Source organism: Paenibacillus solisilvae (genome assembly GCF_042656405.1).
Classification (GTDB): domain Bacteria; phylum Bacillota; class Bacilli; order Paenibacillales; family Paenibacillaceae; genus Paenibacillus_Z; species Paenibacillus_Z solisilvae.
The window spans coordinates 1-26,469 of the sequence record NZ_JBHSOW010000035.1; the positions used below are offsets into that span (position 1 = coordinate 1).

Consider the following 26,469-nt stretch of genomic DNA (forward strand, 5'->3'; position numbering starts at 1 on the left):
GGGAGGTACTCCTTTTTCATACCCTAAAAACTCAAGCCTCGTAAGGCTTCGGATTATGAAATTGATTCACCTCTCAAAAATCCGGTATCCCTGTACGAATAAGGAGCCGGCTTCATTCTGTCAGCTTTGTTTCCAAGTCCATATACTAATCCTTAATTTGGATAATAAAAAGGACAGTAAAATCATTATGATTTTGCTGTCCTTTTTCGATACTTCTACTCGTGTGTTGGTTCGATCGCAGGGTATCCGATTTTTTGCCAGCGGAATAGATGCTTGGCGCGATCAGAAAGCTTATCATAGGTTTCCTGCGGGATTTGAACGCTATTATCTCTATTAAAGGCACTGTAAATTAAAGCTAGATTTGGACGAATCTCATCGCTTCGGTTCGGTGTTCCACGATGCCACATCCGTACGTCACGGATCAGAATCGAGCCTGCAGGCATATGAACTTTCATTGATTGCATATGCGGAGCCAAATCTTCCGGATTAGGGCCATTTGGGCCGTAATAGTTGTCAGGCAGCAAATGAGTTCCTCCCGGCCAGATCTCCATCGGGCCATTGCCATCATGAACGTCCACTAAAGGAATGTTAAACACAAGATCAGTGATCGGAAGAGCAACCTTGCATAAATCGCCGAATCTAGCACCGTAATCCGGATGAACGGGCTGCGGCTTTTTACCGCCAGGGAGCGACGTATTTGAAGAGAATAGCGTAACGGAATAGTCCTTTCCAAGGAGACGGTCGATGATAGCTAAAGCAAACGGATGCTCGATAACCAATGAATCGTTAAAAGGCGCTGCAAAAGGGAGGAATATGCCCAAATGATTGGTTCCTTCGTTAAATCCCTTTTTATTCTCATAGATCTCTTTACCATGCTTATCTATAAACCAGTCCATACAGTCCGTAAAAGCTTTTCTAAGCTCATTCACTTTCTCCTGCGGCAGAACACCTTCAAGAATTACATACCCATTTACTTTAATCAGGTATGCGGCAAGTTCAATCGTCTCTTCGTTTAGCTTCAGTGTTTCAAGTTCTTCTCTGCTAATTTTCAAAATCATTCACCTCACTTAATGGATACCATCTTTTGATTGCTAGAACCATCCTAAAAATATCATATTTGACCACATAAAAACATTTTATAACGATTTTAATAGAAAAAAACCTGACCCTTCTTATGGTGCGGCCAATATACTTTTCGAGTTCGTCCAATCGCTCTCGAAGATCGGGAAGATATTCGTCGGTTCCATATCTGGTATTAACAGGATGGCGATTAAAGCCATTGATATTGCAAGTAGCGGAAACAAAATAAGCGCACATCTGCATAAGACCTCGATTCTTTTGAATGCACCCCAGGCTACTAGCGCCATCATGACGCAGCCTACGATTACAGTTGGGGTGCACGGCAGCAGCATAGCTTGACTCCAGCGACCACAGTGCACCACTGTTGCTCCCTTTTCGGGAAGCACTCATCAGGAAGGGAAATGGAAACCGTAACCGGGATTTGACATTCGTCATACCCTATCGTTTTTCGCCTTTGAAGATCGCGAGCGTCTATTCGACGACAATAAAAACAGTCGCAGAGTACCGGCGGTCATGCCGGTGCCCTGCGACTGTTTGGCGTGTATCGGATCGAGAAACTTAATTCATTGGGCTTCCTCGTCGGCCGAGGGGCCGTAGATGCCCGGCACCGGAATATCGAGAAGCCGTAAGTATACCCCGAGCTGCGCCCGGTGGTGGACCATGTGGCTTAATCCGAAGGTGCGGAGCGCAATCGCCCGCGGCTCGCGGAGGATGATATGGTCGCCGTGGCGCAACGTCCATTCCTCGCCGAGCGTTTTCTCGTCGCATTCGGCGATCAGCTTTTCCAGCTTGCCGACATTCGTGTCGAACTCCTCGAGAACGTCTGCGCGTCTTTCCAAAGCGTCCCGCCGCAGCGGCACGGTCGAAAGATCGAACTCCGGGTACTGGAAAATCGCGACTTGCCAGTTCAGCAGGTTGATCAGGTGCGTGGCCAGCCCGCCAAGCGTCATCGATTTCTCGTGCGGCTTCCATGCCATATGTTCCTCAGGCAAGCGTTCCAGAATGCGGTGCGTAGTGGCCAGTTCATGCGTTGCGTCGCCGACGATCAGTTGTTTGACCATAAATTCCTCTCCTCCCTTATGGTTTACCATACTATAAATTTTCCGGGCATACCGGTCCATGTCCTATTCGTCCGGCATCGTTCGAAGAAAAACGAGTGGCTGGCCATTCTCACAACCGACTTAACTACACATGCCCTGCAAAGCCCGGCAGATTTGGATTCTAACCGACTACATGGACGACTATGGGAGCACTGTTGTCGTATTGCTTGTTCTACGTGCGGGCAGAGATCGGCGGAGCTGCTCTATTGAAACAGACTACACGTCTAACGAACCTTGGGACGGAGCTGTCCTATTGGCGGCATGACATCTTCAGTCTTGCTACCGATACCGCTAGATCACTTCTGAAAAAAAGCGCCATTCAAGGCTCCATACCGTACGCTTTCTTCAATTCCGCTTCGTAGTTATCATCTATGTAAGTTCTAACGAAGATCTCACGCGCTGCCTCGTTCTCCACTCGCTTAAACCATCCGGCCTTTACGGTTCGTTCCCGTTCCGGCTTGTTATGCCACTTGGCTAGTGCTTTTTCCCTTAACTGCGTTCGGATACTATGTTCAAGCAGCTGTTCATTCACGCGTTCGAGTCGGTTGTCTGCAGTATGCTCAGCTACACCTAGTTGCTGCAGTTGCTGCATTAATTCCTTTTGGAACCCTACCATCTGTTCATATCGTTCCGATAAGGCATAGATACGATTAAGGCGTTCGGTTTGTTCTACGTTCATATCCTTAACCGCTTCTATGTTTGTGCGGATCTTGAGCATTTCCGATGCCAATATATCATATCGGCCATCGTATCGTACTTGTAGCACTTCGCCTTCGTTACGTTCGATATGCTGCGCTGTTACCATATCGGTCTTTCCTCGCTGCACAGTAACCATTGCAGCTTCTTCGACCGTTACACTAGTCCGTGCGCGTATTGACTGAAGGAACTTGAATGCCATAGCGTCACGCTCGCTATAAGAACGGTTTTTTCCATCGCTACGGTTAATGACATACCCCGCCCGTTTCAAAGCTAGTGCATACTTGCGCACCGTAACGGCTTCAATGCCGAGCATATCGGCTATATCCTTGGTGCTGTAACGAATCTCATAGTCGCTCATATCGTTCACCCCATCGATAAAACTTCGATACGCTGCGTACAAATCCTTTTTCGAAAACGCTTTGCGATCTCCACAATGTTCATTGTTTGAAAACTGGCCAGTCCCCCAAAAAATATAAATTCACCGGTTCCCGGTTCCGCAAGGATTACCTCTGAGTGGGCACAACCGCGATTTCATGGATAATTTTACGTCAAAACAAGGGGTACAGCCCTCATGATATTGAACTAACGTGTTCCGTTTAGTTCAATTGTTATTGTTCTTCAATCGCTTTTTTCCACTCTTCGTGTAATTCAGCCAAGGAAGTCGAAATCCCATCCCAATCGTTAAATTTAAGCGTAACATAAAATCCGTCTACTTTTGATATGATGTTGCTCAGCTTGGATATACGGGCTTTATCTTCATCGGTTAATGGTCCAGGCTTGCTTAGAATATTGGCCGCCTCACCCCACCATTGGGAATAAAAATAGGAGATGTCATTCATATTTGTTCTATCCTGAAATGAAACAAGAGAAGGAAAGTCATTCAATGTCGAGTTTGCATTGTCCAGACTCTCATGTGCGTAGGATAGCCAAACACGGAACGAATTCCTTGTCTTCATATCATCCCATTTGTTTCCTTTGTTAATGATATCAATTGAACCTCGGGTCGTGTGTAGAAAGTAGGCTCCGCGATATGCCGTTTGAGAAACATGGAGTTTCTCTTTCTTATGCGCTATACGCAATTCATAACTTTGCCATACTGCAAGTCCAATGCCTGTTACGGCAACTGCGATTAAAAGCAATATAATAATCTGTTTTGTTTGGCCACGTCAGTTCATCCTTTTATGTTAAATCGTGATGTGTTATGTCTTATTAGACTATAAAAAATATAAAAAGTTACTAATTTATATACTTCAATTTATTGATACATTTCATTATCCTGCCTGTTAGCTCAATAAAAAGAAGGAGCAACTGCCGAGGAAGATCTGCTCCTTTTGTTAAACTATCGTGTCCCGTTTAGTTCAGTCGCTGGGCCTCTATCATTTATTTAAATTCACGATCCAAAATGGCATCCTGCCGTCTTCACACTATCGTCTTCATCAGTTGAATTACGATTAAATTGACACCTCAAAATCCTTAACATAAACAGCATTACCCGTAACTTCTACTAGCTCATCGTTTGTTACAGTTACTCGAATTCTGCCATCCCTTTCTATTTCGTGGTATCTTGCATAATAAGCCCCCATTACCCCCGAGGCAAATCTGTAACTCTACTTTAAAAATTTAATAGAGTTACAGCTTCTAAGAGGAGCACCTAATCATGAGTCCTTATAAGGAACAAAGCAAAAATGATATTGCTATTCGACGATCATTTGCCGTACGATTGAATATGTTTTTTGTCCTGACTTTCCTAAAAGCAGCCCATCCTCTGACGAGGAACGGGCTGATTTTTTGGTTTTTCAATCATTTTCACCATCTCGGAGTACCTATTTCCTCAAATTTAAGGCTTTTTGCAGTGCTCTCGAATAGAGGCATTTTTTACTTGGAACTCTAATATGATTTCGTTGCGGAAAGTTCCCAGATATCGAACTGAGCAATCGACGCATGAGCCGGCTTCCCGTACAGCAGCACTCCCGTGCTTTGCTCCAGCGTCGGATAGACCCTGGCAGACAAGCACGTCGTCTCATTGCAGAATACCTCAACCGTCGAATGATCGACGAAGACATGGAGCTTCAACCGCCCCTCTTCCGCCTCGTAATTGCCGGTGATCGGCATGCTGTGCGGCAGTGGTGACAAACTTGAATTGCTCCGGTCGATCGTTATTTGTTTAGCGATAGGATCGACAACAATGCGCGTCTCTTCCCGGCCGTCTTCGGAGCGCAGTAGGCCAATGCCGAACGGTGATTCTGAACTGGCAAGGTCGAACTCTGCGATAAGCTCCAATGCCCTTCCTTCGATGCCTGCCCTTAGGTTATCGCCTTCTGCAGCGAGGTCCGCCTGTCCGGAATGCCGTCCGCGCAGCTTCCTAAATTCAGGGACTGGCATCATTGCGAGCTTACCTGAAGCTGTCAATTCAAGCTCCCGCGGCAGCGCCTGAACGCCCGACCAACCTGCAACGCCTTCGAAATCACCCCTCGCAACATCAGGCATCCACCCGAACAGGATACATCTTCCTTTATCATCTATGAGCAAATTAGGCGCATAGTAACCTTCAAAGCCTGCATGGTCGATTATCCCCTTCACTTCGGGAACAAATTGATAAGAATCCGTGAGTGTCCCTGTTAAGTATTTCACAACTCCGCCAGGGGAATAGATGAGAACGTACTGCTCATCCTGTTTATAAATCAGAGGACATTCACACAGAGTGACCTCAGCATCTACATAAAGAAAATTTAGAAATGACCAATAGAGTAGATCGGCCGATTTGTAAATCGTGATGCAGCCTTTGCCTTCGTACGCCCCCCCGGTAACCATGAACCAGTCCTCGCCTTCCCGCCATACAAAAGGATCGCGCCATTCCCTAATATCTGCACCACCGTGAATCTCGGACGTGATGACGGGATTTCCCGAATGCTTTTTCCAGGTCAACAATCCATCTGTACTCGTCGCCATCCACTGTTCGGCGCCCGTCGCCGGATTTCTCTCGCCCTCGCCGATACTCGTATAGAAAATCTTGGCTTCAATTCCGTCATGAACGGCGCAGCCAGAGAAGCAATGTATTTCGCTAAGATCCGTTGAAGGGTAAAGCGCAATCGGAAGATGCTCCCAATTCACGAGATCCAAGCTTCGGGCATGCCCCCAATGAATGGTTCCCCACTTGTCACCGTAAGGATTGTATTGATAGAACAAATGATAATGCCCCTCGTAAAAAATCGTCCCGTTCGGATCGTTCATCCAATTCCGTTCTGGCATAAAATGATAGGTCGGTCTATAAACATCCTTTTTCATTCTAAATTCACCTTTCATCGGCTATACAGCCCAAAATTCGAGGACATGCTTGCCTTTCATATCGGCAGGAATCTGCTTTACTATTTTGCCGTCACATATCATGACAAATGCTGTTCCCCAGCCATGGACAACAATATCCATAATGGCCATCCGGTAGCGAAGGTTCTCTACTCTCAAATCACGCAGCGTCTCAGGCACTGCCGGTGCAAAGTTAAGACCTTGTTCCTCATACTCCATACCTAAGACACCCAAGTAAAAATAAGAAATGAAGCCGGCGGCATGCCAGAGCTGACCCGGCCAGCGCCGTGCCTTCCCGGTTTGATAATCAATCACTTCATAAAACGTCTTATTCATTACACAATTGCGCACCTAAATTGTCCAGTTCTTTGACAGGCGTAGCTTGCAGCTTTATCCCCTGCTCCGTCGATCGCAATTTCAACTCAGCGGAAATTAGCAGCTGTTGATCAAACGGCATAACTGGAGAGCTCATCCCTTGACCAACACCTATCAGGATACAGCTGTTCTCATCAGCTTTATAAATCAATAAATCAGAATGAAAACCATACCAGAACGCAATGCGCTCACTCTCAGCAATAAAACGTTGATCCTTTAATTGTCCAAGCTCATATAATAGAATTCCATTGTCCGATCAATCGGTGATACGATTATTCGCAATGACAAATAAATGGTAAACCCGACTGTTGCTTGCAATCGGTTTCAATTTTACAATAAGAAAATTTACCGTTACTTATGGTAAGGTTCACCGTACCACTCTAACGGCGAAATTTAATGGCACCCAAATGGGCTGACATTATTTATCATTCGTTATCAGCCCATGGTTGTCGAATCGACACTACTGTCTCCCCGGATCTAATAGCCTGCTCAATCAGCATTCCGATATAGTGGTCCTGAGAAGCTTCCGGAAGACCATAAAATCCGGGTCCACCCTTGGCATAAACCGCCATCTTCTTCAAACAGACTGCAATAGCAATTTCATCGTCATATAGCCTAGCAGGTATGTAAGGGTTTTCATATACCCATCGTTCTCCCGCCATAATTCCTTTAAGGAAGTAGCCTTCCGCGTTCTCATACTCACCTTTATTGATGCGCTTTAATTCCATTTGAATCTGCGTGCAGGAAGGATCTTGTATGCTAATCCGATTATCGAATATTTCCCCCCGCTCCCCCCTAACACATAAATGGTTTGAACGGGTCCATGAACGATGTTGATCCTTGGTGAAATCGTAAATCCCCAGCTTTCCGCCAAAATCCAACCAAGCTAAATCTCTCTCTGACTTGATTAATTTATCTTCTGTAGGCGGACCACTTCGGTTTGGCCCAGCGACCCAATCGGATTCAAATCTCATACCCTTAATACTGACTTCTTCAAAGCGCACTCCTAACATTTTCCGAATTAAGCTTACTGCATGATATAAATGAGATATGGATACTGTCACTTGATTAACATTGCCTAACTGTCCTGACGTAATAATCTTATGCCGGGCTTCTTGTATAGGATGAAATTGGTATTGTTCGGCAATTTGAATTCGCGCGCCTTGACGGGTAAGCTTGTCGTGCAGCTGCAGTAAACCATCCAGATTAGGTGCAGGAGGTGTTTCCGTAAGTACAGGAATTTCTCGTTCCGCCAGCTGCAGCATATAATCGATAGCGGCCGATGCATTGACAGATAGTACAACAAAGTCCGGTTGTTCATTTACCAAGAGCTGATCCAGTGTCCGATAAGTAGTCACTTGCCATAAGTCTTCCATCGCCCTGCCCTTGGATTCGTCACGAATTACCATTCCGCTAACACAAAATTGATCTGGAAGAGCCTGAGCAATTCTTAGAAAATATTGTGCGCGAAAGCCACCACCGCCTATGATGCTGAATGTTATAGGTTTACCCATCAATTTCACCGCCTTCTTTAGTTGTAGCTTCGTTCTGATTAAATATAAAATTCATAGCCAAGCTATAGAATCAGTATATCTTGTTTCATAATTTTTTTGGTGCATTTTGTTAAGTTTAACGTCTGACACGCCCCCGTCCTACTTTACAGCGATATCTTTCAAAATATTTGAATGCAAGCAGGGAAACCTCCCTATGGTTGTTCAATCTCCGATTTCCCCCTATTTGCTCTCCCCATGACTTGGTTAGAGCTTGCTTATCAGCTGCATCATTTCGGCGCGTGTTGCCTTGTCCTTAGGATCGGGCCTTCCATCTTTCAGTCCAGATACCAATCTGAGCGGATTTGTATCAACATTCTCCGCTTGCGGCATGTCCTCATATTCTAAGGCTTTTGCCGACCGTTCATCTGATTGAAGGAGCTCTGCACCAGTAATCTCTTGCAGCCATGAGGTATAGAACCTGCCAAGCACCCGCAGAGTCAGTGGGAGAAGCAATGCGAACAGTACACCAAAGCCACCTACTACCCAAGAAAGCTGGTAGGGTTCCAAGTTCGGCAGCATTCCGCTAAAGACTCTGGGATTCGAGAACAGAACGAAGTCGTACATTCGGAGGCTCACCTCATAGGCGAGCGGTGAAAGCATAAGCGCTAAAACTGTTGCGGGCAGCACAATCGCGACAGTGAATGCGGCTATACCGATTGGAAACTGAAGGAAGCTGTAAATTAAACCTCTATAGGAACGCTTTTGACCCAACACTGATAAGAAAGATTTCCAACCGTGTCGTTTCTCTGGGGATTTCATACTTCCTATCGCTGGCTGATTATGTTGAATGCCCCGGATCCAACGTTCCGCGTATTCATTCTCAGACTCCATCATTCGGCGGCATAAGACGAGCGTTAAAGTAAGTAAAGGTAGTCCGACTATAAATACCGAAAGCGGCAAGCTTATTGCTAAACCTGCGACTACCACGACGAAGGATGCAATTCCCTTTGGCAATGCCATCACCAACATTTTCCACGCATTAAACGCACTATGTTTCATTGGACCGACCACACTTTCTCATTTGTTGCTCCTATTGTACACGCAGCTTCCTTTAGCGGCATCGGCTTATAGTCTGAAAATAAGCCAGACCTGAGTCTAGTTCACCATGCTATCAAGTAAGGCGTTTATTGCCCGTTACTTCATGGCCGAAGCAAAGCACTTCATGCTTACATGGAGACGATCGGCTTGATCGCAGCTTTCAGAAATATCCGGTACCGGAAGCGGCCCGATTGAAGCAATCTCTGTTGCAAAAGGCTTCCGTTCGGAGTAATATTCGAGCGAGAGTGCTCTCGCATATGTGAAGCGGTTTTCTCCGCAGTACGTCTTCGCGATTTCTGCAAACAAAACATCGACTACGGTTCCAATCCCGATAACTCAGGTTCAGATATAAACCACACAAATGGAAAGGTTGATTCTATTTGCTAACATCCGTTGAAATTCATCGAAGCGAAGCTCCCTCGCATGTTCGCTGTATGATTATTACCGTCTCAGATACACGAACACCAGAGACAGATAAGAGCGGAAGCTTGACTCGGGAGCTGCTGGAAGCATCCGGCTTCCAGATTGCCGGTTACATGATTGTGAAAGATGAATATGAACAGATTCAATCAGCCATACGAGAAGGGATATCCACTCCTGCTGTTGAAGCCATCCTGCTTAATGGCGGCACGGGGATCGCAAAGCGTGATACTTCTTATGAAGCCGTGCGGGATATGCTAGATAAAGAAATGCATGGGTTTGGTGAGATTTTCCGATATTTGAGCTTTGCCGAGGACATTGGAACCGCTGCTATCCTCAGCCGCGCTATTGGGGGCGTCTGTCAGGACAAGGCCGTATTCTCGATGCCAGGCTCGAGCGGAGCCGTGAAGCTTGCTTTGAATCGGATTATTATACCAGAGCTTCGGCATGTCATGCGGGAGATATATAAGGATTTGTAGTTGATCTCCAGTTTTTTACATCCATTTTTTAACATTGTCATATCCGCTTTAGGAGTGAAATGATGAAAAAAATAGCTATGTTTGCAATTCTCATTCTTATTGTAGCTGGCGTAAGCTTGTTCTACCATGCTGCTAAACAACCCGTAAACTTCGTTATATTCGCTTCATCAGAAAATCTTAACAACGATTTGCGAGAAGCTCTCATCAACCGCCTGGAAACAAACGATATCGCCTACCAGATTGCCGGAGACGGCAGCGTCAAAATACCCGATAAAGAGGTTAAGCATGCAGTAATGTGCTGCTCTTAATAGTAGATAGACAGAGCAGCAATTTCTCAGCAACGGATTCAAACTAAAAAACCCGCACGGGGAGCGCGGGTTATTAAAGTGAAATGATCGAGTCCTTTTATTGATTCAAGCATAGCCAGCTATCGCCTAAAGAACTTGACCGACCTAGCTTTCAAGAAAGCTCTCCGTTTAGAAGCTTAAATAAAGCTTGGGTGCCGCTGTCCGCTTCTCCTGACTCTGCAAGCTCATCATATAATGATTTAGCCAATTCGAGACCCGGGGTGAGGATTCCCATTTCTTCGGCGGCATCAAGCGCAATCTTCATATCTTTAATAAAATGTTTCACGTAGAATCCGGGTTCGAAGTCTCCGCGGATCATCCGCGGCGCCAGATTACTGAGCGACCAACTCCCGGCCGCTCCTGTTTCAATGCTTTTCAATACGGTTTCCGGATGAAGTCCGGCTCTTTTGGCATATACCATCGCTTCACAGACACCAATCATATTTGATGCGATTGCAATTTGGTTACACATCTTTGTATGCTGACCGGAACCTGCTTCTCCCTGTAAGATAATATTTTTGCCGATGACAGAAAAAACAGGCAGCATCGCTTCGAATGCGGCTTTATCACTGCCAACCATAATGGCTAATCTAGCCTCTCGTGCCCCAATATCGCCTCCGGAAACGGGTGCATCAAGCGCATAGATCCCTTTTTCTTTCGCTTCCGCATAAATTCTCCGGGCTAATGACGGCGTAGATGTCGTCATATCGATGACATAGGTACCCGCTTTTGCATGAGCCAGAATCCCATTTTGCCCCAAATATACATCTTCCACATCTTTCGGATAGCCGAGGATCGTTATGATTACGTTGGCTCTGGACGCAACCTGAGCTGCAGTATCCATCCAGACTGCGCCAAGAGCCATCAACTCTTCCGCCCGGCTTTTTGTCCGATTATAGACGATAACGGAGTATCCCGCCTTGATTAAATGACCAGCCATACTTTTACCCATGACGCCTGTTCCGATAAACCCGATGACGGTATGATCTCGATTCACTGACATTTGTTCGCTCCTGTACGTTTAATTATTCAAACATCTCCGGTTGATGCTCTTTCAGCCATGTTCGCAGAGGCACATCGGCGTCCGTCGGACTATAATGTCCGTTGCAGTTTACACTGGCACCGAGCATCTGCCGCCGAATCGGATCGCTGCTTTCCCAGAGATGCTGTACGGTCATATCGTCCTTCGTGCGAATCCACCGATATCCATAGCCATAAAACAGCACTTTGCGCGTGATGTCCGACCAGTTCGGCGATCCTGCATGCCATAGACGCCGGTCAAAGAAAACCGCCGTACCAGGCTTGACGCAAACCGGTATTGCTCCTTCAGGCTGGCCCTCGCGGTTCTTCGATATTTCAAGATTGTCATTCAAGTGACTTCCGGGTACAATCCAAAAATTACCGCGGTCCGGCTCTGAAATGTCGGACAAGAAGTATGCGACTTTAAGCGATAAGCGCGGACGCGGATGGGATTCCATTTCCATATTTACACGCCCGCTGTCCTGATGCCAGCCGAACGTTTTGTCATTCTTCTCCTGCCCTGATGGCGGTGTCGCGATCATATGCGCGTGGTACAAGTAAATATTCCATCCGAGAATGCCCCAAACCTTCGGAAGAATCTTCTCATAATCGACAAGATCAATAAATGACTGATGATCGGGAATAAAATTTGGATAAAACAAAGCCGTTTTCGAGTCATGTCCATCACGAATCTTACCCTCGTAAATACGATCGAATTCCGCTGTCAGTATCTCGACCCGCTCCGGTGACAATGCGTTTTCCAATATCAGATAGCCTGTCTCGTTAAACGTCTTGCGCTCTTCTTCCGTCAAAGCGTACTGCAAGCATGATGGATTCACCCAAAATCCCCTCCTGATGATTGGTTATAAGCCTGTCTTAATCATAATTGGTTTCGGGGGGCGCTTTCGAGTAACAATTTATTTTTCTTTTGTACGATTCAACGATTTTCATGTTAGCGTTAACAAGATTAGGGTCAATCTGTCCTTCCCTTCAAAAAAGCGGTGGGGGAACAACCCGTAAGCTTCTTGAACACCCGGTTGAAATAGGCTTGATCGCAAAACCCGGTTTCTTCTGCAACCTCCCTGATCGGCATCATTTTATCAATCATCAGCTCTTTCGCTTTGGAAATCCTTACATGATGGAGATAATCGATCGGCGATAATCCTGTGACGGACTTGAATAGATGAGAGATATGGTTTGGCGTCCTTCCTGTAAATTGGGTTAGATCACTCAACGAAACCGGCTCCTTGTAATGATCCAACATATATTTTTTAATATCTTCCGCCATATCGATTTTTTTGGCCGGCAGTTTCCACTTGTCCCGTTCATAATTGATGATGCCCAGCAATTCCAGAAGAATGGCAAAGCAGGTTGTTTCCGTATAAGGCCCTCTCATGAGCCAGTGATGCTTTAGCAGCAAAAATCGCTGCTTGAAATATTCAAACCCGCTTATTGACGTCTTACAGTACTGATTCTCAGTAAGGACAGGCAGCAGTGCCCGATCCCTATCGTCGATAGTGAAATGCGTAGCATAACGCTGATGGCCTTCTATTGAAGTCCCGCCACGGATGGAACCGGCCGGAACAAAGAGAACGTCTCCTTTTTGTAATAAGACGGTTTCATCGTTTATCCAATAGATGATTTTCCCTTTCGTCACGACGATCATAATGTGATATTGCGTTTTGATCTTCCCCATGTCCCATTTACCATTGAAATCCTTCACATAACAGGTATGCATCTTGATCAACGCGAATTACCTCCCGCATGATTGGCGCAAGTTCCCACTAACCTATATGGCATGAACGCTCCTTCCTCTCTATAATAAAGCACAAACTGATTTCTTACACTACTTACTGGGCCGACATAAAAAAACGCCCCTATTCAGGAATAGAGGCGCCGGGCGAATATTTCATTATGGTTTAAGATGCTTCAATAATCCGTTTCAACCGTATCAGCTTGCTGGAATAATCTCCTCTAAGCAGAACCGGAAGACCTATATTCATAAGATTGGAGCCATGCAGGATAATAGGTTCTTTATCCGTCTCCTGCACTTCATACGAGGCTTTCGCATCGAGCCCCTGCAATAACAGATATCTCTCTTCAGAACCGAAATGCTGCGATTGCAGGAACGTGAAAACAACAGCCTCCTGAAGATCCTGACTCAAATACTGGTAAGCTGCCATGTTGCCGTGCTCCAACGACTCCAGGCGATACAAGCTTCCGTGCAGAATCGTAGGTCGAATCGCCTTATATAACTCGACGTATTCGCCTGCTTCGGCCAGCTGTTCATCCGACCAATTCCTGATATTCGCCCCGATGCCGAGTCCGCCCATCATCGAGCTGTGAAAGCGGTAAGACATCGGCAGGCTTCTGCCATTGAAACCATGCGGAGATTCCGTGACCCAGCACATCATAACAGCAGGACTGTAGGCGTAGGTGAACCCCTCCTGAATCGCCAAGCGATCCCGTGCATCCGTATTATCGCTAATCCAAGCTTGATCCGCGTATCTCAAGATGCCAAGATCAATCCTTGCACCTCCGCCCGCACAGGTCTCGAATTCCACATGAGGGAATCTTCTTCGGAGCTCAGCCCAAATCTCATACAAATGCTCGACATGCCTGATCCAAATCGACTCGCCGGCCTGCTGCAGCAGCGGGCTTGTGCCAGGCTCGGTAACTGTCCGGTTCATATCCCATTTGATGAATGAGATATCGTAGGAGGAGAGCAGCTCCGTCATAAAATCAAGCACGAATGCCTTCACTTCGGCTAATCCCAAATTAAGCAGCAGCTGGTTGCGGAGCTGAGTGCCTTCCCGGGTCGGGAATTGATAGACCCACTCGGGATGTTCTCTGAAGAGCCGGCTGTCGGGATTCACGGATTCCGGCTCCACCCAGATACCAAACTCCATACCGAGCCCTTTGACTTCATCGATCAGCTCCTTCAAACCATTCGGGAATTTCTCCACATTGACCTGCCAATCACCTAATCCTGCCCGGTCGCTGTTCCGTGCGCCAAACCAGCCGTCATCCACGACGAACCGTTCAACACCCAGCTTGGCTGCTTGGCGTGCAAGCTCCTTCTGGCCCTCGACGGAGACCGCGAATTCAGTCGCTTCCCAGGAATTGTAGAGGACTTTTCTTAACTTACGCGTAGGGAGTATATAGTCGCCCTCATAGCGGTGGAGCAGTCGGCTCATTTCGCCGAACCCGCCGGACGTGAAGCCGCCTGTAAACACGGGTGAAGTATACGTCTCTCCCGGCTTCAACAAGAAGGAACCGTCAAAATCGTTGATTCCGCCGACGATGCGCACATGGCCGAAGGTCGTCTTTTCCGCGACGATTTTCCAATTTCCGCTCCAGCCCAGAGCTCCAAACCACACCCTGCCGGACGTTTCATCCGCTTTTCCGTTGTCCATTGCGAACCATGGATTAGCATGCGGTCCGGTGAAACCCCTTCTGGATTCAAGTACCTTCTTGCCCTCCGTCAGGATTTCCTTTCTTAATTGATACTCTCCAGCCCACCGGCCCGTTACATGCGTCAGGCGATATTGCTGCTGGGCCTGCACGGTCCAAACGGCGGCCATGACCTGTTCGACTCGAATCGGATGGTTCTCATCATTAGAAACGGCTGCATACCGCTCGATCAGATCATATTCGGGAATGACCTTATAGTGAATGTCAACCCGCAGCGAATAATACACATCCGCTAAATGGATGACTAATTCATTTTCTTTATCAAGGCTGTAACCTTTGTAGGTTAATTTCAGGTCTCTGACGCCGTCGTTGAACGTTACCTTAAGGCCTGGCTCGGCATAATTACTTCCGCCCCATCCCCCATATTCCTCGCTTTCACGGTTCACGTCCGCATCAAAGGAACTATGATGTCTGCGCTTCAGCATAGGTGCGCATTCCGAAGCTTCTACCGGCTGGCCCCAGTAGATATGCTGAACCGTACCTGCGTCGTTAACTCCAAGCAGATAGGAAGTCCGATTCGTACGCAGCTCGAAAATTCTGGATTGCTCTAAATAAGTAATCGGCAATGAAGTCACTCCTCTTCTTAATGATCCTTTAGCTTTGACGCTGGAACAGCCCATTTCTATTCGTGTCTTTCCTCATGATGTGATCTCCATTTCTAAAAACCACCGGTAGGTTCCATGGGCACCGATAACAGCTGCTTCGTTATGAAGCACAGCATGGGCCAGATCGTCCATTCTTCCCGTTGCAGGTTCGATTGCCAGATGATAATGGCCCCCGAACCCCCCGTAATTAGCCCAAACCGCCAGGTAGGGGACCGTTTCGGCAGGAAACCGCAGCGTCACGGCTTCCCCTGTCGCTGGATCGCTAAGCTGAGCCATACCGAGCTCCAGCTTGCCAGTGAAATAATATTTCTCCGCAGATTTGCTGTCTGCCGATTCGATTAAACGCAGATCGAGCATGCCCTGTTCCGACTCGATGATCGGCCAAGCCAGCTTGTCTTGGAATACACCCAGACGCTGATCCTGTGAATAAGAAGTTTCGATCTCTGACAGTTCGCCAGGCACGTTCAGCCGCATGCCCTCATGGATTCGGAATAATGGATGCGCTGCCCAGAGGAAGGAAAACGGCGAATCTGATCGGTTCGTTAACGTATAATCCATGCGCAGGATATTCTCCGAAACAAAGGAGTATCTTTTCTCGAGCGAATAAGGCAGGCAGACCCCTTCTACCCGGCAGTGCAATTCTCCCTCCGTACAGCTGGCCTGCCACTTGCTTGACCATACTTCCCCGTGATCGGGGATTTTGTTCCCCATCCATGGCGCCTCTGGATACAAACATTCGTTAATGGAGGGAAACATCTCATCCCAACCGCTTTCGTCGCTTGCTCCGAAGGACGAACCAAATCCTTGGTTGCCGAGAGCCTTTCCGCTTCGCCACAGCCATTCCCGGTTCGACCTGCGGTTCACGAGGGAAATCACCTTGCTGCCAAGCTCTGGGATCACACGGATCGAGACCGCGTCTGTTTCTCCGGCCCATACGTCATAACCCTCTTGATTCTCTTTTGTCCATCTCCCCATTGTTATACCCGCTCACACCATGCTTTGTGCACGCGCGCCCCCTGATGATTGCTCTCCAGGCGCAGCGCCTCGCCAAACTCCGCCGCGGCTTCCAGGCTCTGCCCTAATCCTAACAGTCCGAGTCCTCTCATATAACGGCAGTGAATCTTGTTGCGCTTATCCAGATCATCTTCAAATACCAGAAAATCAGGCAGCGACACAGCAAAATAATCGATTTTCACATGATCGAACAAGTGCTTCTCGGCAAAATCGATCAATTTATTGAACCGGCGCTTCGCTTCCCGTTCATCCCCGAGCTTCTTCCATGCCAAGCCTTGATAGAAGATCATATCCGGCGGCTGATCGTTGTAAAACATCGCGCTGGCAGGCTCCTCCAATCCCTGCGAAGCAATCCGGAAGCATCCCGCCGCGTCCTCTTGTTTGCCGAGCACTTCATAAGTACAGCCCAAGTAATAATAAATACTGTTTTCCTGGGCGCCCGCCAGCTTGCCCTCGCCAAGGTTAACCGGGTAGACAAGCGCTTGCTGCAGAAGTGTCAGCGCCTCTTCGTTCTCCCCCTCGTGCAGGCAGCGTTTGGCCAGCTCCACATGGGTGAGCACATATTGGCCGGCTGCTTTGCCCTCTCCGCCTTCCCAAGGATGGAAATTTCTCGCTATAAGCGCAGCTGCGGCATCCTCATGTCTTCCCATTATATTAAGAAGCGTTACATATTCAAGGTAAAGATCGTCCCGTCTCTCAACCAGCTCCATATGCGCGATCAAATTCGCGCAGCGCTTGTCAGGGTCCTGACCCAATTTCTTGTAAAGCTGATCCAGCTCGTAGAAGACGCGGGCGTCCTGCTTGTTGAGGGCAAAAGCATATTCCAGCGATGCAAGCGCCGCTTCGGCGTTATTCTGTTTATTGAAGTAGGCCAGTGACAGATTCCGGTGAACCGTAGGGAAATCATCACGATTTTCCCTGGATGCTTCCCAATGAATGACTGCTTCTTCCGCACGTTTCTTATCGTAGAGCAGGTTGCCAATCAAATAATGAGCCCGATCGTCACCCGGGTTTGTTTTCAAGGCGCTCTCAAGCACAATCAAGTCAAACAGACTGTTCGGGAAGCAGTAATCCGATGCCGCCGTTTGACCGCTCCGGCGATGAGCAGCCGCTTCTTCGATATGGCCTGCTTGCTCATGCAGATAGCCGAGCGAGTATTGCAGCATAGGATATACATCTGCATCCGAATCGGGTACAACGAAGCCAAGGACGGCAATCGCTTCGTCATAAAGTCCTGCGCCTGCATAATCCGCGGCCAGACTTAAGTAATTATGGGCATCGCCGCGCATGAGCCGTTTCAAATCAGCACGCACTTCTTCTGCCGCTTGCTTGCTGCCTTCTGCCAGCAAGGACAAGTGCAGCTCATTGGCTGAACCAAAATCGGCCACATCCAGCTTCAGTGTCTCCTCAGCATAAGCCAGAGCTTCCGTCATGCGGCCGAGCTTCCGGAGCAAAGACGCTTTCAGATGGCGTGCCCGGTAATTGCGGCTGTTGCGGATTAAGGAACGTTCAACAAGCTCCAGCGCCTCGCTGTAATTCCCCATACGGCTTGCGATCTGCGAGAGTGAGAAGAAGCCGCTGTCCTGCCAAGCCGCCGACCAGGTTGATTTATAGAAGGCGGCGAATGCTTCCTCTAACCGATCCTGAAGCATCAGCGCTTTGCCAAGCTGATAATAAGCTTCGCTGTCATATGGATTCGGATTTCGCCAAGTCAAGGATTTGACCGCTTGGCGGAAATGCTGCTCGGCTTTGGCGAACAATCCCCTTCTCAGCAGCAGCGTGCCATACGCTGTGTTGATCCGGATATCGCCAGGGTCGCGTTTGAGACCCTCCAGATAATAGGCATCCGCCTCGAAAGTAGCATGCCGGTACTGCTCCAAGTGCAACCCGGCTAAATACAGCTGCTCATTCGTCTTTAATTCTGCTGGTTCTGCGAGCGGTTTAGCTGCATCAGGCACCTGCTCGATCTCCGGGCGCTTGGGCTGATACGAGATCATAATACGTCCCGATGCATCACGAATAATGGCCCGAAGTTCATGCGGCTGTTCCTGCTCATCCAGCGTGATGACGGATTTGAATGAATCGGCCGGTGACAGCTTTACGCTCTCCTGCAAATAAATGCGGTGCTTCCCTCTAAGTTCAATAATCGCACCATCCTGCAAACTGGTTGCATAAGCTTGAATCACTGCTTGCCCTGCTGCTTCATCAACCTCAAGATTGACCGCGGCTTCGATCGATGCATTCTTCACGATTCCGATATTCTTATATGGCATAAAATACTGCTTGAATGATTTCTCTTCATAAGGCTGGAGCCACGTGAAGTCGGGTTGGTTATCGGTAAACACGCCTGTCATGAGCTCAATATACGGCCCATCCTCATCCGTCAGGTTCCTGTCCCAAGCTTGGCCGAATTCACCGTTTCCCCAAGTCCACTGCTTCTTGCCAGGCGAGACATGATGGTTGGCGACATGGAGTAAACCGGCTTGTACGCCATGATCGTACCCGCCCACGAAATTGTAATCCGACTTATACGCCATATAGGAAGTAGGTACCGGAATATTCTTGTAACGCGAAATATCGACACCTGCAGAGTAGTCCATCTTATAGTAAGTCCCCGTTGCAATCGGAAACCGGGATACATCTCTCTTCCCATGATCGAACACAGCCGTTACATCCGGAGGAAATACGGACTGCGTGTGATCATTTACAGCAACGGCCGGGTTCGCCCACCATAGAAAGGTCTGCGGCTCTGCCGTCCGGTTATAGAGCTGGGCACTGATTTCCAGATAAGCCTTGCCGGGATACAGAGTAAATCCGGCCGTCACCTTGGTTCCGTACATCCGGTCGATCTCACTCACCGAAACCGTTGCGCTGCCATCCTCATTCCCGGCAAATGTATATTCAACAGGCCCATACGTATTCGGACGATGATGCTGCGGCCAGTTAAACTCAATGCCGCCGGAGATCCAAGGTCCTGCAAGACCGACAAGTGCAGGTTTAATCACACGATTATAGTATACGAAGTCATAATCATTCGTTTTATCGAGTGCGCGGTAAATCCGTCCGCCAAGCTCCGGCATGATTTCAATTCGTATATATTCATTCTCCAAAATAACCATTTGATAGGCTTGCGGCGCCTTATCGTCATGGATCTTATCGATGACCGGATGCGGATATACCCGGCCCGAGCTGCCTTGATAAACCCGCTTTTCGAGAAACATCGGATTTTTATCGGGCTCCCCGATACCGTAGGTTGGAATCTGAACCTGTTCCTCCCATACCCGGACCGCTGTTTGCTGCGTACTGGCTGTCTGACCCAATGGATTCACTCCCTTTACTGGAATAGCTTAACTTTACAGCCGTCCAATGAGAAATCCAATTGACGAAATGCGGTTAATGATGGATGATATTCGTATTATGGCAGATTGGGGAGAACGGGATGGCAGCGATTAAGAAACAGGAGGATTTTCGGGAGCAGCGGCTTTTTGTCCTGCCGGAATATATGCAAAGAGAGCTCGTTAACACGGCTTTAACGTCATCGCTGTTCGTCAGCGATATCGGCTTCTTCCCGCATGCCAAAAACCATTTCAGGGAAAGGCCGGAGGGCAGCGATGCCTATATCTTCATTTATTGCATCGATGGTGAGGGCTGGATCGAACGGGATGGAAGGCGAGCCGACAGACTTAGTCCAGGCAATTTGATCGTAATTCCCTCTGAGACCGCTCATCGCTACTGGGCTTCCGATCATGATCCATGGAGTATCTACTGGTTTCATCTAAAAGGACAGCATGTTGGAGAGCTAATCCGGCTTTATGGGCTCGACGGGGATCCTCTTCTGCTCCCCATAGGCAGTGTATCCGGATTCGTGGAGGGTATGGACCAGGCCTATGCGATCCTTGCAGACAAACCCTACTCCCTCCCCTCTCACGTGCACGTTTCCCAAACCATACGCCATCTAATCAGCGGCATCGGCCTTAGTATTGAACGCTCGACGAGCGGCAGGAAGAAAGAGCAGCATCTGGAGAAAGCTGTTCGATATCTGACTGATCATACGGCAGGATCCATCAATTTGCCGGAACTCGCGAAGCATATTGGATTATCGAAACAGCATTTAATCCACCTGTTTAAGCAGGAAACAGGCTTCTCTCCCATCGACTATTATCTGCGGATGAAGATGCAGCGGGCGGCACAGATGCTTGATTTAACCAGCTTGACCGTCAAGGAAATCAGCGGGTCCATCGGTATCTCGGACCCTTATTACTTCTCCAGATTATTCAAGAAATTTATGGGCTGCTCTCCAACGGATTATCGCAAGATACCAAAGGGATAAGCTGCGGCAGCCGCTCCTCAAAGCAGCTTGATCAAAGCAAACAAGGCGATCCCTCCCCGGCAAAATACCGGGAAGCGATCGCCTATTTGCTTCACTGGAAATATAAGGGCGGCAGCGCATGAATCTGCTAATACTTTCAATTCAGGGAAGATCCGACCGGCTAGTGAAAAGGACTGCTCCCGGACAGTCCCTTCAGCTCAATCCCCGGTCGCTACAAGCGTTCCAAAATTTCGAAGCATGCCCGTGAATTATGATAAGGGCATTTCCAGGCATCCGCTTTTGCAAGGTTGCGGTAGGGCACCGGCTTTAAAAGCTTGAATCTTGCTTACATCCTCCTGCTTCATGCGGAGCACTTCCTTTGTAATCTAATTGTTATTCAATAATGACCATTCAAATAGCTAATAAATTGGAATGCATCTGTTCTATCGTAATAATTCAATGGACAAAGGTCAAGTTTGTACGGCCGTTCCCGGTTTGCTTTCTCCTTCATCTGGCAATGATATACAGGAAGCCTAAACCTATAAACTGGAGGATGAATAACGTCAAATGAGAAAATTCGTCGCGTCTGTTTGCATCAGTGCAGTTAGCTTCCTTCTAAGCGGTGCTGTATGCCTAACCCCAGCAGTCTCAGCCCATCATCAAGAGGACCATCCGGTGAAGGTCATGATCATGAACACGAAGGGCGAACAAATCGGAACCGCAATGCTGACCCAGAGTCAGGATACGGTGCGGATTCACATCGAAGCCAAGAACCTTCCGCCCGGCATTCATGGCATCCACTTCCATGAAACCGGCAAATGTGAAGCGCCCAATTTCGCATCCGCCGGAGCACACTTAAACATTCAAAACAAGCAGCATGGATTTAACAATCCGCAAGGCTTTCACACCGGTGATCTGCCGAATATCCAAGTTAAAGCTGACGGAACCGTCGTCGCGGATATCGAAAGCAAAGTGGCTTCACTGACTCATGGCGCCCAAAGCTCCCTGCTTAAAAGTGGCGGAACAGCGCTTGTTATCCATGAGAAAGCAGATGATTACGTGACCGATCCTTCAGGAAACTCTGGCGACCGCATCGCATGCGGAGTCATCCAATAAGATTCACCGCAGCAAATAAAAGACATCCGAACCAAAAACGGTTGGGATGTCTTTTTTTATTGCACAGCACGAGATTCTACAAGGTATCAGTTTAATTTCTTAATAAATCTCGCATCATCGATAATATCTCTCGCAATCTCAGCCGGTAATTTCTGCGTCGAGTCATAAATAAACGGTTGATGAACTGAAGATGTCTCCATTTTGTTCATTAAAAACAAGGAGCGCTCCAAAGAATGAATGTCCCCTCTTTTATTGAGCCGTTCCCTTATTTTTTCCTTATCTGCCCGCAGAACCACATATCTCAATTCAATATTCAAATCTGATAGATGATTGCAAAACCACTCAAGTTCATCCTCCACTACAAAATCGATAACGATATTTAATCCATACTGGATGAAATTTCTTGTCAATGCCAGAATGTTCTTCCAAGTCAGGTTTAAACGTTCCTCCCATGATGGCTGCTGGTCTCCCTTGAACACTTGAAAGATATGATCCCCTTCAATAAGAACGCATCGATCCATCATTGATGCAAGCTCCTTTGAAGCTGTTGATTTCCCTACTCCGAGCGGACCGGATAAAAGATAAAGAATAATTTTTTGATCTTTTTCTGCCATTTCAGCATCCTCCTGAGGCAAATGAAATCCCTTTTTCACACGAATATAGCCTTAGTCTTGGTTACCTGTATCTCAAGCTCTTCTTATTGCTTATTTAGCCATGACCGCAAAGGTTGATCGTCCCAAGACATGCTCCCTAGTGAATAATAAACATCTATATTTCTTTATCCTCAAAACCTTTCAAATCACTTATTTCAATTGCTCTGCGATATAATCTGCCGTGCGAATAGCCAAGGCGACCATGGTCAAAGTTGGATTAGCGGTACCGCTGGTTGGCAGCACGCTGTTGTCAGCGACATACAATCCCTGTACGCCATGGATTTGACCGTATCGGTTCGTTGCAGAGGTCGCGGGATCGTCGCCCATAGAGCATGTTCCAGATTCATGATTATCTTCTCCCAAGGGCTTGAGTTCCACCGGCGATTGACCGACTCTTGGCAGTAAACGCGTATTCATCGCGGCTGCTGCCTGCTTAATTCCTTCCCCCATTTGCTCAATAATGTGATCATCCAGCGGGCTGTAGGAGAAATCGACTTGAATTTCCGGCATCCCGTATTCATCCCGCCTTAACGGGTTCAGGGTGATCCGATTCTCAAAACGAGATTCGACCTTGCCTGAAGCGGCTAATAAAAAGTTCCACTCTTTTCTGAGCGGCTGTACTTGATATTGAGCCCATCCGTATGATCCCGGACCGTTTATTTGGATTTGATAGGGGCGCTGCCCGGTACCCGGTATTAATATTTGCAACGGTCCCAATACTTCCGGAAATTCGTCCCGGATGACGACTCCCGTAGCGTTCACCCTGGAATGATGGACTAAATAATGGCCGATCGCGCTCCCTTGAATGCCCGAATGAAGCAGTATTTGCGGTGTTCCGAAGGTGCTTGCGGAGAGAACGACGTTTTTGGCTTTCAGATAAAATGATTTTTTGTCCCTCGTCATTACTTTGACACCAACGGCTTTGTTGTTCTCTGTAAGAACCTCGACAACGCGGGCATTAACCGCCAAATCGTAGGACCCGTTCAATGCCTCCGCCATAAACATAATCGAACTGAAAAATGCGTTCGTATTGAGCACTCCATACTTGTTTACCGGTTCCAGGTTAACGGCTAGCGGTTCGTCGATTGATTCTGGAAACCCGTTTTTTTGCAGCCGGGCGAGCATGATTTGTGTGAGCCAGGCTCCTTTCGTATACGAATCCGTGACGCTCATTACTTTTTCCGCAACTTTATAATAAAATTCCATCTCTTTCGCCGGGATCGGCCAATCCGCCAGCACGGAGGAGGGCTGCCGGGGACTGGTCCCATTCCAAAATAACATTCTTCCTCCGAGTGCATAAACTTGCGGACTCATAAAGCCAGACGGCATTTCCGCTACATAGTTGCGAAGTGCGTCTCTGCGTTCATTATCCATCGTAGCGATGTTGTACGCATGCGTTTGCAGCAGCAGGCCGCCCCGCTCCACAATACCGATTCGTTTTCCACTTTCCCTCAACTGCTGGGCGAGACGCCAAAGGACAGCGCCGCCTCCCGCACCTGTGCCGACGATGAGCACATCGTAATCCGTTCGCTCCATTTGCCCCAGCGGCGTGAGAGGAATCCAGGAGTTCTGATCGTTCGCCGGGGTAGTCGGGCATGCCGGAACAGCGTTTTGTTTACTGGTAGACTTGGCCGGATCGGGAAGGTTGACCGGTTTGCCGGCAATGTCCGAATCAGGACGCACAAGATGCGGATTCAGTGACATGAGCGTCTCCAATCCGATACCTCTCATTGCGGCGATTGTTCGAAGGGTATCCCCGTTGTCGGCGATGTAAACGTTCAAACCGATCACATCCTCTCCTAATTACGAACGTTTCAACTGCTCTGCGATATAATCCGCCGTCCGAATAGCCAACGCTGCGCAGGTTAGGGTAGGATTGGCGGTGCCGCAAGTCGGAATAACGCTGTTGTCCGCGACATAGAGTCCTTGTACGCCGTGAATTTGACCGTACCGATTCGTTCCCGAAGTATTGGGATCGTCTCCCATCCGGCACGTTCCCATTTCATGATGGTCGCCTCCAGGAATGCCGAGATTGAGCGTTTGACCATCTATTTCCCGCAAAGGCGCGTTCATTGCGGCAGCCGTCCGCTTCATTCCTTCCGACATTTGCTGGGCGATCTCCAAATCCCGTTCACTGTATGAAAAACGGACATTCAGCGCCGGAATCACATATTCATCCTGTTCCAACGGGTCAAGCGTCACAAAATTATCAAACCGGGATTCGACCTTCCCAGAGGAATACATGGCAATCTCCAACTCGTTTTGCAGCGGCTGTACCTGGAATTGATTAAATCGGTACGGCCCAGGCCCTTGGATCTGGATTTGATACAGACGTTCAGCGGTGCCTGGCACCAATATATTGAGCGGTCCCAGCACTTCGGGAAACTCACTTCGACTCACGATTCCCGTAGCGGTAAACCTATGTGGCTGGCTAAATAATGGCCGATCGCTCTCCCTTGAATGCCCGAGCTAAGCAAAATTTGCGTCGTTCCCATCGTGCTGGCCGACAAAACAATGTTTCTGGCTTTCAAAAAATACGATTTCTTATCCGGCGCATCGGCAGGGGGTGACGGTTCTGGGGAGATATCCCCGGTTGATTTTGACGGATCGGGGAGGTTGACTTGTTTACCGGCGATGTCCAGGTGGGATGGGCAAAATGTGGATTCAGAGAAATGAGCTCATTTAATCCGACCTTTTTCTTTCGGGCGATATATTTTAGGGATTCGCCTCTGTCTGCGACATAAATGTTCAACACATTCACATCCTCCCATTTGCGTTCCTGTTTGTATATGTATGGGCGCGTGTTGGATGTTAAGACAAAATTGTATCCCAGCCGGATCTACCTATACATCCTCAGTCTCAAACCATCAAATTCGATTTGATGGCCTCCATTACCTGAACCGCACACTTGCGATAGCCCTGTTCACTGAGATGCAAGCGATCCTCACAGATATTCCCTTGAAAATCCTGCTTCACCAGGGCATTCAGATCATTCACCTCGACCCCATGCTTGATCATTAATTCGATGGCGGCCTCGTTATATCGGTCTATCTCTGCATTGCTTCTGCCGATCGCATCTGCAGGTACCGGCGTTGTAGTAGCGAAGATAATTTTAGCCCCGGTACGCTTTAACTCATTGATGATTCGTTTGAGATTCCGGATGTATTCCTCTAAGGAGGTCAGCGCTTCGATCATCGGCGCTTCATGATGCAAATCCCATAACCCGTTATTCCAATGAACGACATCCGGAACGCCGAATTCCTTGATCCATAGATTAACGCCCCATAGTGTATAGCTTGAGAATCTGCCATTCTCCTCTGGCGCCGTAACAACCGCAAGCTCCTTCAATCCTTCCCGAACGTAGGGCTCATAACCCATTCGAATCGAATCTCCCAGCAGCAGCACTTTCTTTAATTGAGCACTCATCCTGAAACATCTCCTTAACCAGCGGTTTCGCCTCGCTAAATTCGACTTCAATACCATAAACATACCATAAAACAGGATTCTAATAGTAGATTTGACAACCCAAAAGCTGGCAGGCTAGTTTGGCTTAATGTCAGGTGCAGAACGGTGGTAGAAGGCCTCTCGAAGCGGCAGGTCAAGACAAGGTCGGTCCTGGCAGCAAACGCAATAAAGCCCTGGTCATATTAAGAATGGCAGGTATAATCGCAATGTAAATCTTATTAACACTGAAATGATCTGCGACGATATGTCCAATCTCCAGATGTGATTTTAATCAATTGCGGTCCCAAAACGATCAGATTGAGCATGTTAGTGAGAAGAACAAAACAAGCATACTGCCAAGGCAGTATGCTTGTCAGGCTGTCGAGAAAGTCTCGACAGCCTTGTTTATGTTCAAATAATTTAATACGACACCGCGTTAA

Annotated in this window: 23 protein-coding genes and 1 pseudogene; 4 read left to right on the forward strand and 20 right to left on the reverse strand. The window is 47.9% G+C overall.

Features of this window, described 5'->3' with window-relative positions; translation table 11 throughout:
- Positions 1-215: 215 nt before the first annotated feature.
- The 10 genes and pseudogenes from ACFPYJ_RS09910 to ACFPYJ_RS09955 form a co-directional block, all read right to left on the reverse strand.
- Positions 216-1,052: a phytanoyl-CoA dioxygenase family protein gene (locus ACFPYJ_RS09910; protein WP_379187965.1), complete on the reverse strand. Its 837-nt coding sequence runs from the start codon at positions 1,050-1,052 to the stop codon at positions 216-218.
- Positions 1,042-1,515 (reverse strand): hypothetical protein, encoded by a 474-nt coding sequence (locus tag ACFPYJ_RS33190; protein WP_465263357.1) that lies wholly within the window; start codon positions 1,513-1,515, stop codon positions 1,042-1,044. The genes ACFPYJ_RS09910 and ACFPYJ_RS33190 overlap by 11 nt, the downstream gene beginning before the upstream one ends.
- A 128-nt stretch (positions 1,516-1,643) precedes the next feature.
- A complete protein-coding gene (locus ACFPYJ_RS09920; protein ID WP_379187967.1) occupies positions 1,644-2,141 on the reverse strand; it encodes a DinB family protein in 498 nt (165 codons plus the stop codon).
- Between the two features lie 358 nt (positions 2,142-2,499).
- Complete coding sequence (locus tag ACFPYJ_RS09925; RefSeq protein WP_379187968.1) at positions 2,500-3,237, reverse strand: hypothetical protein; 738 nt, start codon at positions 3,235-3,237, stop codon at positions 2,500-2,502.
- 250 nt (positions 3,238-3,487) lie between these two features.
- The gene (locus tag ACFPYJ_RS09930) at positions 3,488-4,018 is read right to left on the reverse strand and encodes a hypothetical protein (protein ID WP_379187969.1); all 531 of its coding nucleotides are present in this window, start codon (positions 4,016-4,018) and stop codon (positions 3,488-3,490) included.
- A 312-nt stretch (positions 4,019-4,330) separates the two neighbouring features.
- A pseudogene (locus tag ACFPYJ_RS09935) lies at positions 4,331-4,474 on the reverse strand (isomerase); the annotation flags it as partial.
- 292 nt (positions 4,475-4,766) lie between these two features.
- Positions 4,767-6,164: a glycoside hydrolase family 32 protein gene (locus ACFPYJ_RS09940; RefSeq protein WP_379187970.1), complete on the reverse strand. Its 1,398-nt coding sequence runs from the start codon at positions 6,162-6,164 to the stop codon at positions 4,767-4,769.
- Between the two features lie 21 nt (positions 6,165-6,185).
- Positions 6,186-6,518, reverse strand: a complete 333-nt coding sequence (locus ACFPYJ_RS09945; RefSeq protein WP_379187971.1) for a hypothetical protein — start codon at positions 6,516-6,518, stop codon at positions 6,186-6,188.
- A gap of 464 nt (positions 6,519-6,982) precedes the next feature.
- Complete coding sequence (locus ACFPYJ_RS09950; protein ID WP_379187988.1) at positions 6,983-8,071, reverse strand: Gfo/Idh/MocA family protein; 1,089 nt, start codon at positions 8,069-8,071, stop codon at positions 6,983-6,985.
- Between the two features lie 243 nt (positions 8,072-8,314).
- Positions 8,315-9,109: a sensor domain-containing protein gene (locus ACFPYJ_RS09955; RefSeq protein ID WP_379187972.1), complete on the reverse strand. Its 795-nt coding sequence runs from the start codon at positions 9,107-9,109 to the stop codon at positions 8,315-8,317.
- Between the two features lie 473 nt (positions 9,110-9,582).
- Between ACFPYJ_RS09955 and ACFPYJ_RS09960 the strand changes: the two genes are divergently transcribed.
- Positions 9,583-10,047: a MogA/MoaB family molybdenum cofactor biosynthesis protein gene (locus tag ACFPYJ_RS09960; protein ID WP_379187989.1), complete on the forward strand. Its 465-nt coding sequence runs from the start codon at positions 9,583-9,585 to the stop codon at positions 10,045-10,047.
- A 62-nt stretch (positions 10,048-10,109) separates the two neighbouring features.
- A complete protein-coding gene (locus tag ACFPYJ_RS09965) occupies positions 10,110-10,355 on the forward strand; it encodes a hypothetical protein (protein ID WP_379187973.1) in 246 nt (81 codons plus the stop codon).
- Positions 10,356-10,506: 151 nt separating this feature from the next.
- Here the strand turns inward: ACFPYJ_RS09965 and ACFPYJ_RS09970 are convergent, their stop codons facing one another.
- The 6 genes from ACFPYJ_RS09970 to ACFPYJ_RS09995 all read right to left on the reverse strand — a co-directional run bounded on the left by ACFPYJ_RS09970 (position 10,507) and on the right by ACFPYJ_RS09995 (position 19,827).
- Positions 10,507-11,397 (reverse strand): NAD(P)-dependent oxidoreductase, encoded by an 891-nt coding sequence (locus tag ACFPYJ_RS09970; protein ID WP_379187974.1) that lies wholly within the window; start codon positions 11,395-11,397, stop codon positions 10,507-10,509.
- A 22-nt stretch (positions 11,398-11,419) separates the two neighbouring features.
- Positions 11,420-12,253, reverse strand: coding sequence for a phytanoyl-CoA dioxygenase family protein (locus ACFPYJ_RS09975; RefSeq protein WP_379187975.1), 834 nt, complete (start codon positions 12,251-12,253; stop codon positions 11,420-11,422).
- Between the two features lie 134 nt (positions 12,254-12,387).
- Entirely contained in the window at positions 12,388-13,152 is a 765-nt protein-coding gene (locus ACFPYJ_RS09980) for a helix-turn-helix domain-containing protein (protein ID WP_379187990.1), read from the reverse strand.
- A 181-nt stretch (positions 13,153-13,333) separates the two neighbouring features.
- A complete protein-coding gene (locus ACFPYJ_RS09985) occupies positions 13,334-15,463 on the reverse strand; it encodes an alpha-galactosidase (RefSeq protein WP_379187976.1) in 2,130 nt (709 codons plus the stop codon).
- A gap of 63 nt (positions 15,464-15,526) precedes the next feature.
- A complete protein-coding gene (locus ACFPYJ_RS09990) occupies positions 15,527-16,468 on the reverse strand; it encodes an aldose epimerase family protein (protein ID WP_379187977.1) in 942 nt (313 codons plus the stop codon).
- A gap of 2 nt (positions 16,469-16,470) precedes the next feature.
- Positions 16,471-19,827: a DUF5107 domain-containing protein gene (locus tag ACFPYJ_RS09995; protein WP_379187978.1), complete on the reverse strand. Its 3,357-nt coding sequence runs from the start codon at positions 19,825-19,827 to the stop codon at positions 16,471-16,473.
- An 83-nt stretch (positions 19,828-19,910) separates the two neighbouring features.
- Between ACFPYJ_RS09995 and ACFPYJ_RS10000 the strand changes: the two genes are divergently transcribed.
- Positions 19,911-20,837, forward strand: coding sequence for a helix-turn-helix domain-containing protein (locus ACFPYJ_RS10000; RefSeq protein ID WP_379187979.1), 927 nt, complete (start codon positions 19,911-19,913; stop codon positions 20,835-20,837).
- Positions 20,838-21,383: 546 nt separating this feature from the next.
- Complete coding sequence (locus ACFPYJ_RS10005; protein ID WP_379187981.1) at positions 21,384-21,932, forward strand: superoxide dismutase family protein; 549 nt, start codon at positions 21,384-21,386, stop codon at positions 21,930-21,932.
- A gap of 86 nt (positions 21,933-22,018) precedes the next feature.
- Here the strand turns inward: ACFPYJ_RS10005 and ACFPYJ_RS10010 are convergent, their stop codons facing one another.
- From ACFPYJ_RS10010 to ACFPYJ_RS10025, 4 genes are all read right to left on the reverse strand, one after another.
- Entirely contained in the window at positions 22,019-22,546 is a 528-nt protein-coding gene (locus ACFPYJ_RS10010) for a P-loop nucleotide/nucleoside kinase family protein (protein WP_379187982.1), read from the reverse strand.
- 189 nt (positions 22,547-22,735) lie between these two features.
- Entirely contained in the window at positions 22,736-24,367 is a 1,632-nt protein-coding gene (locus ACFPYJ_RS10015; RefSeq protein WP_379187984.1) for a GMC oxidoreductase, read from the reverse strand.
- Between the two features lie 21 nt (positions 24,368-24,388).
- A complete protein-coding gene (locus ACFPYJ_RS10020; protein ID WP_379187985.1) occupies positions 24,389-24,985 on the reverse strand; it encodes a GMC family oxidoreductase in 597 nt (198 codons plus the stop codon).
- Positions 24,986-25,444: 459 nt separating this feature from the next.
- On the reverse strand, positions 25,445-26,011 hold the full coding sequence (locus ACFPYJ_RS10025) for an SGNH/GDSL hydrolase family protein (protein ID WP_379187986.1): 567 nt from the start codon (positions 26,009-26,011) through the stop codon (positions 25,445-25,447).
- Between the last annotated feature and the right edge of the window lie 458 nt (positions 26,012-26,469).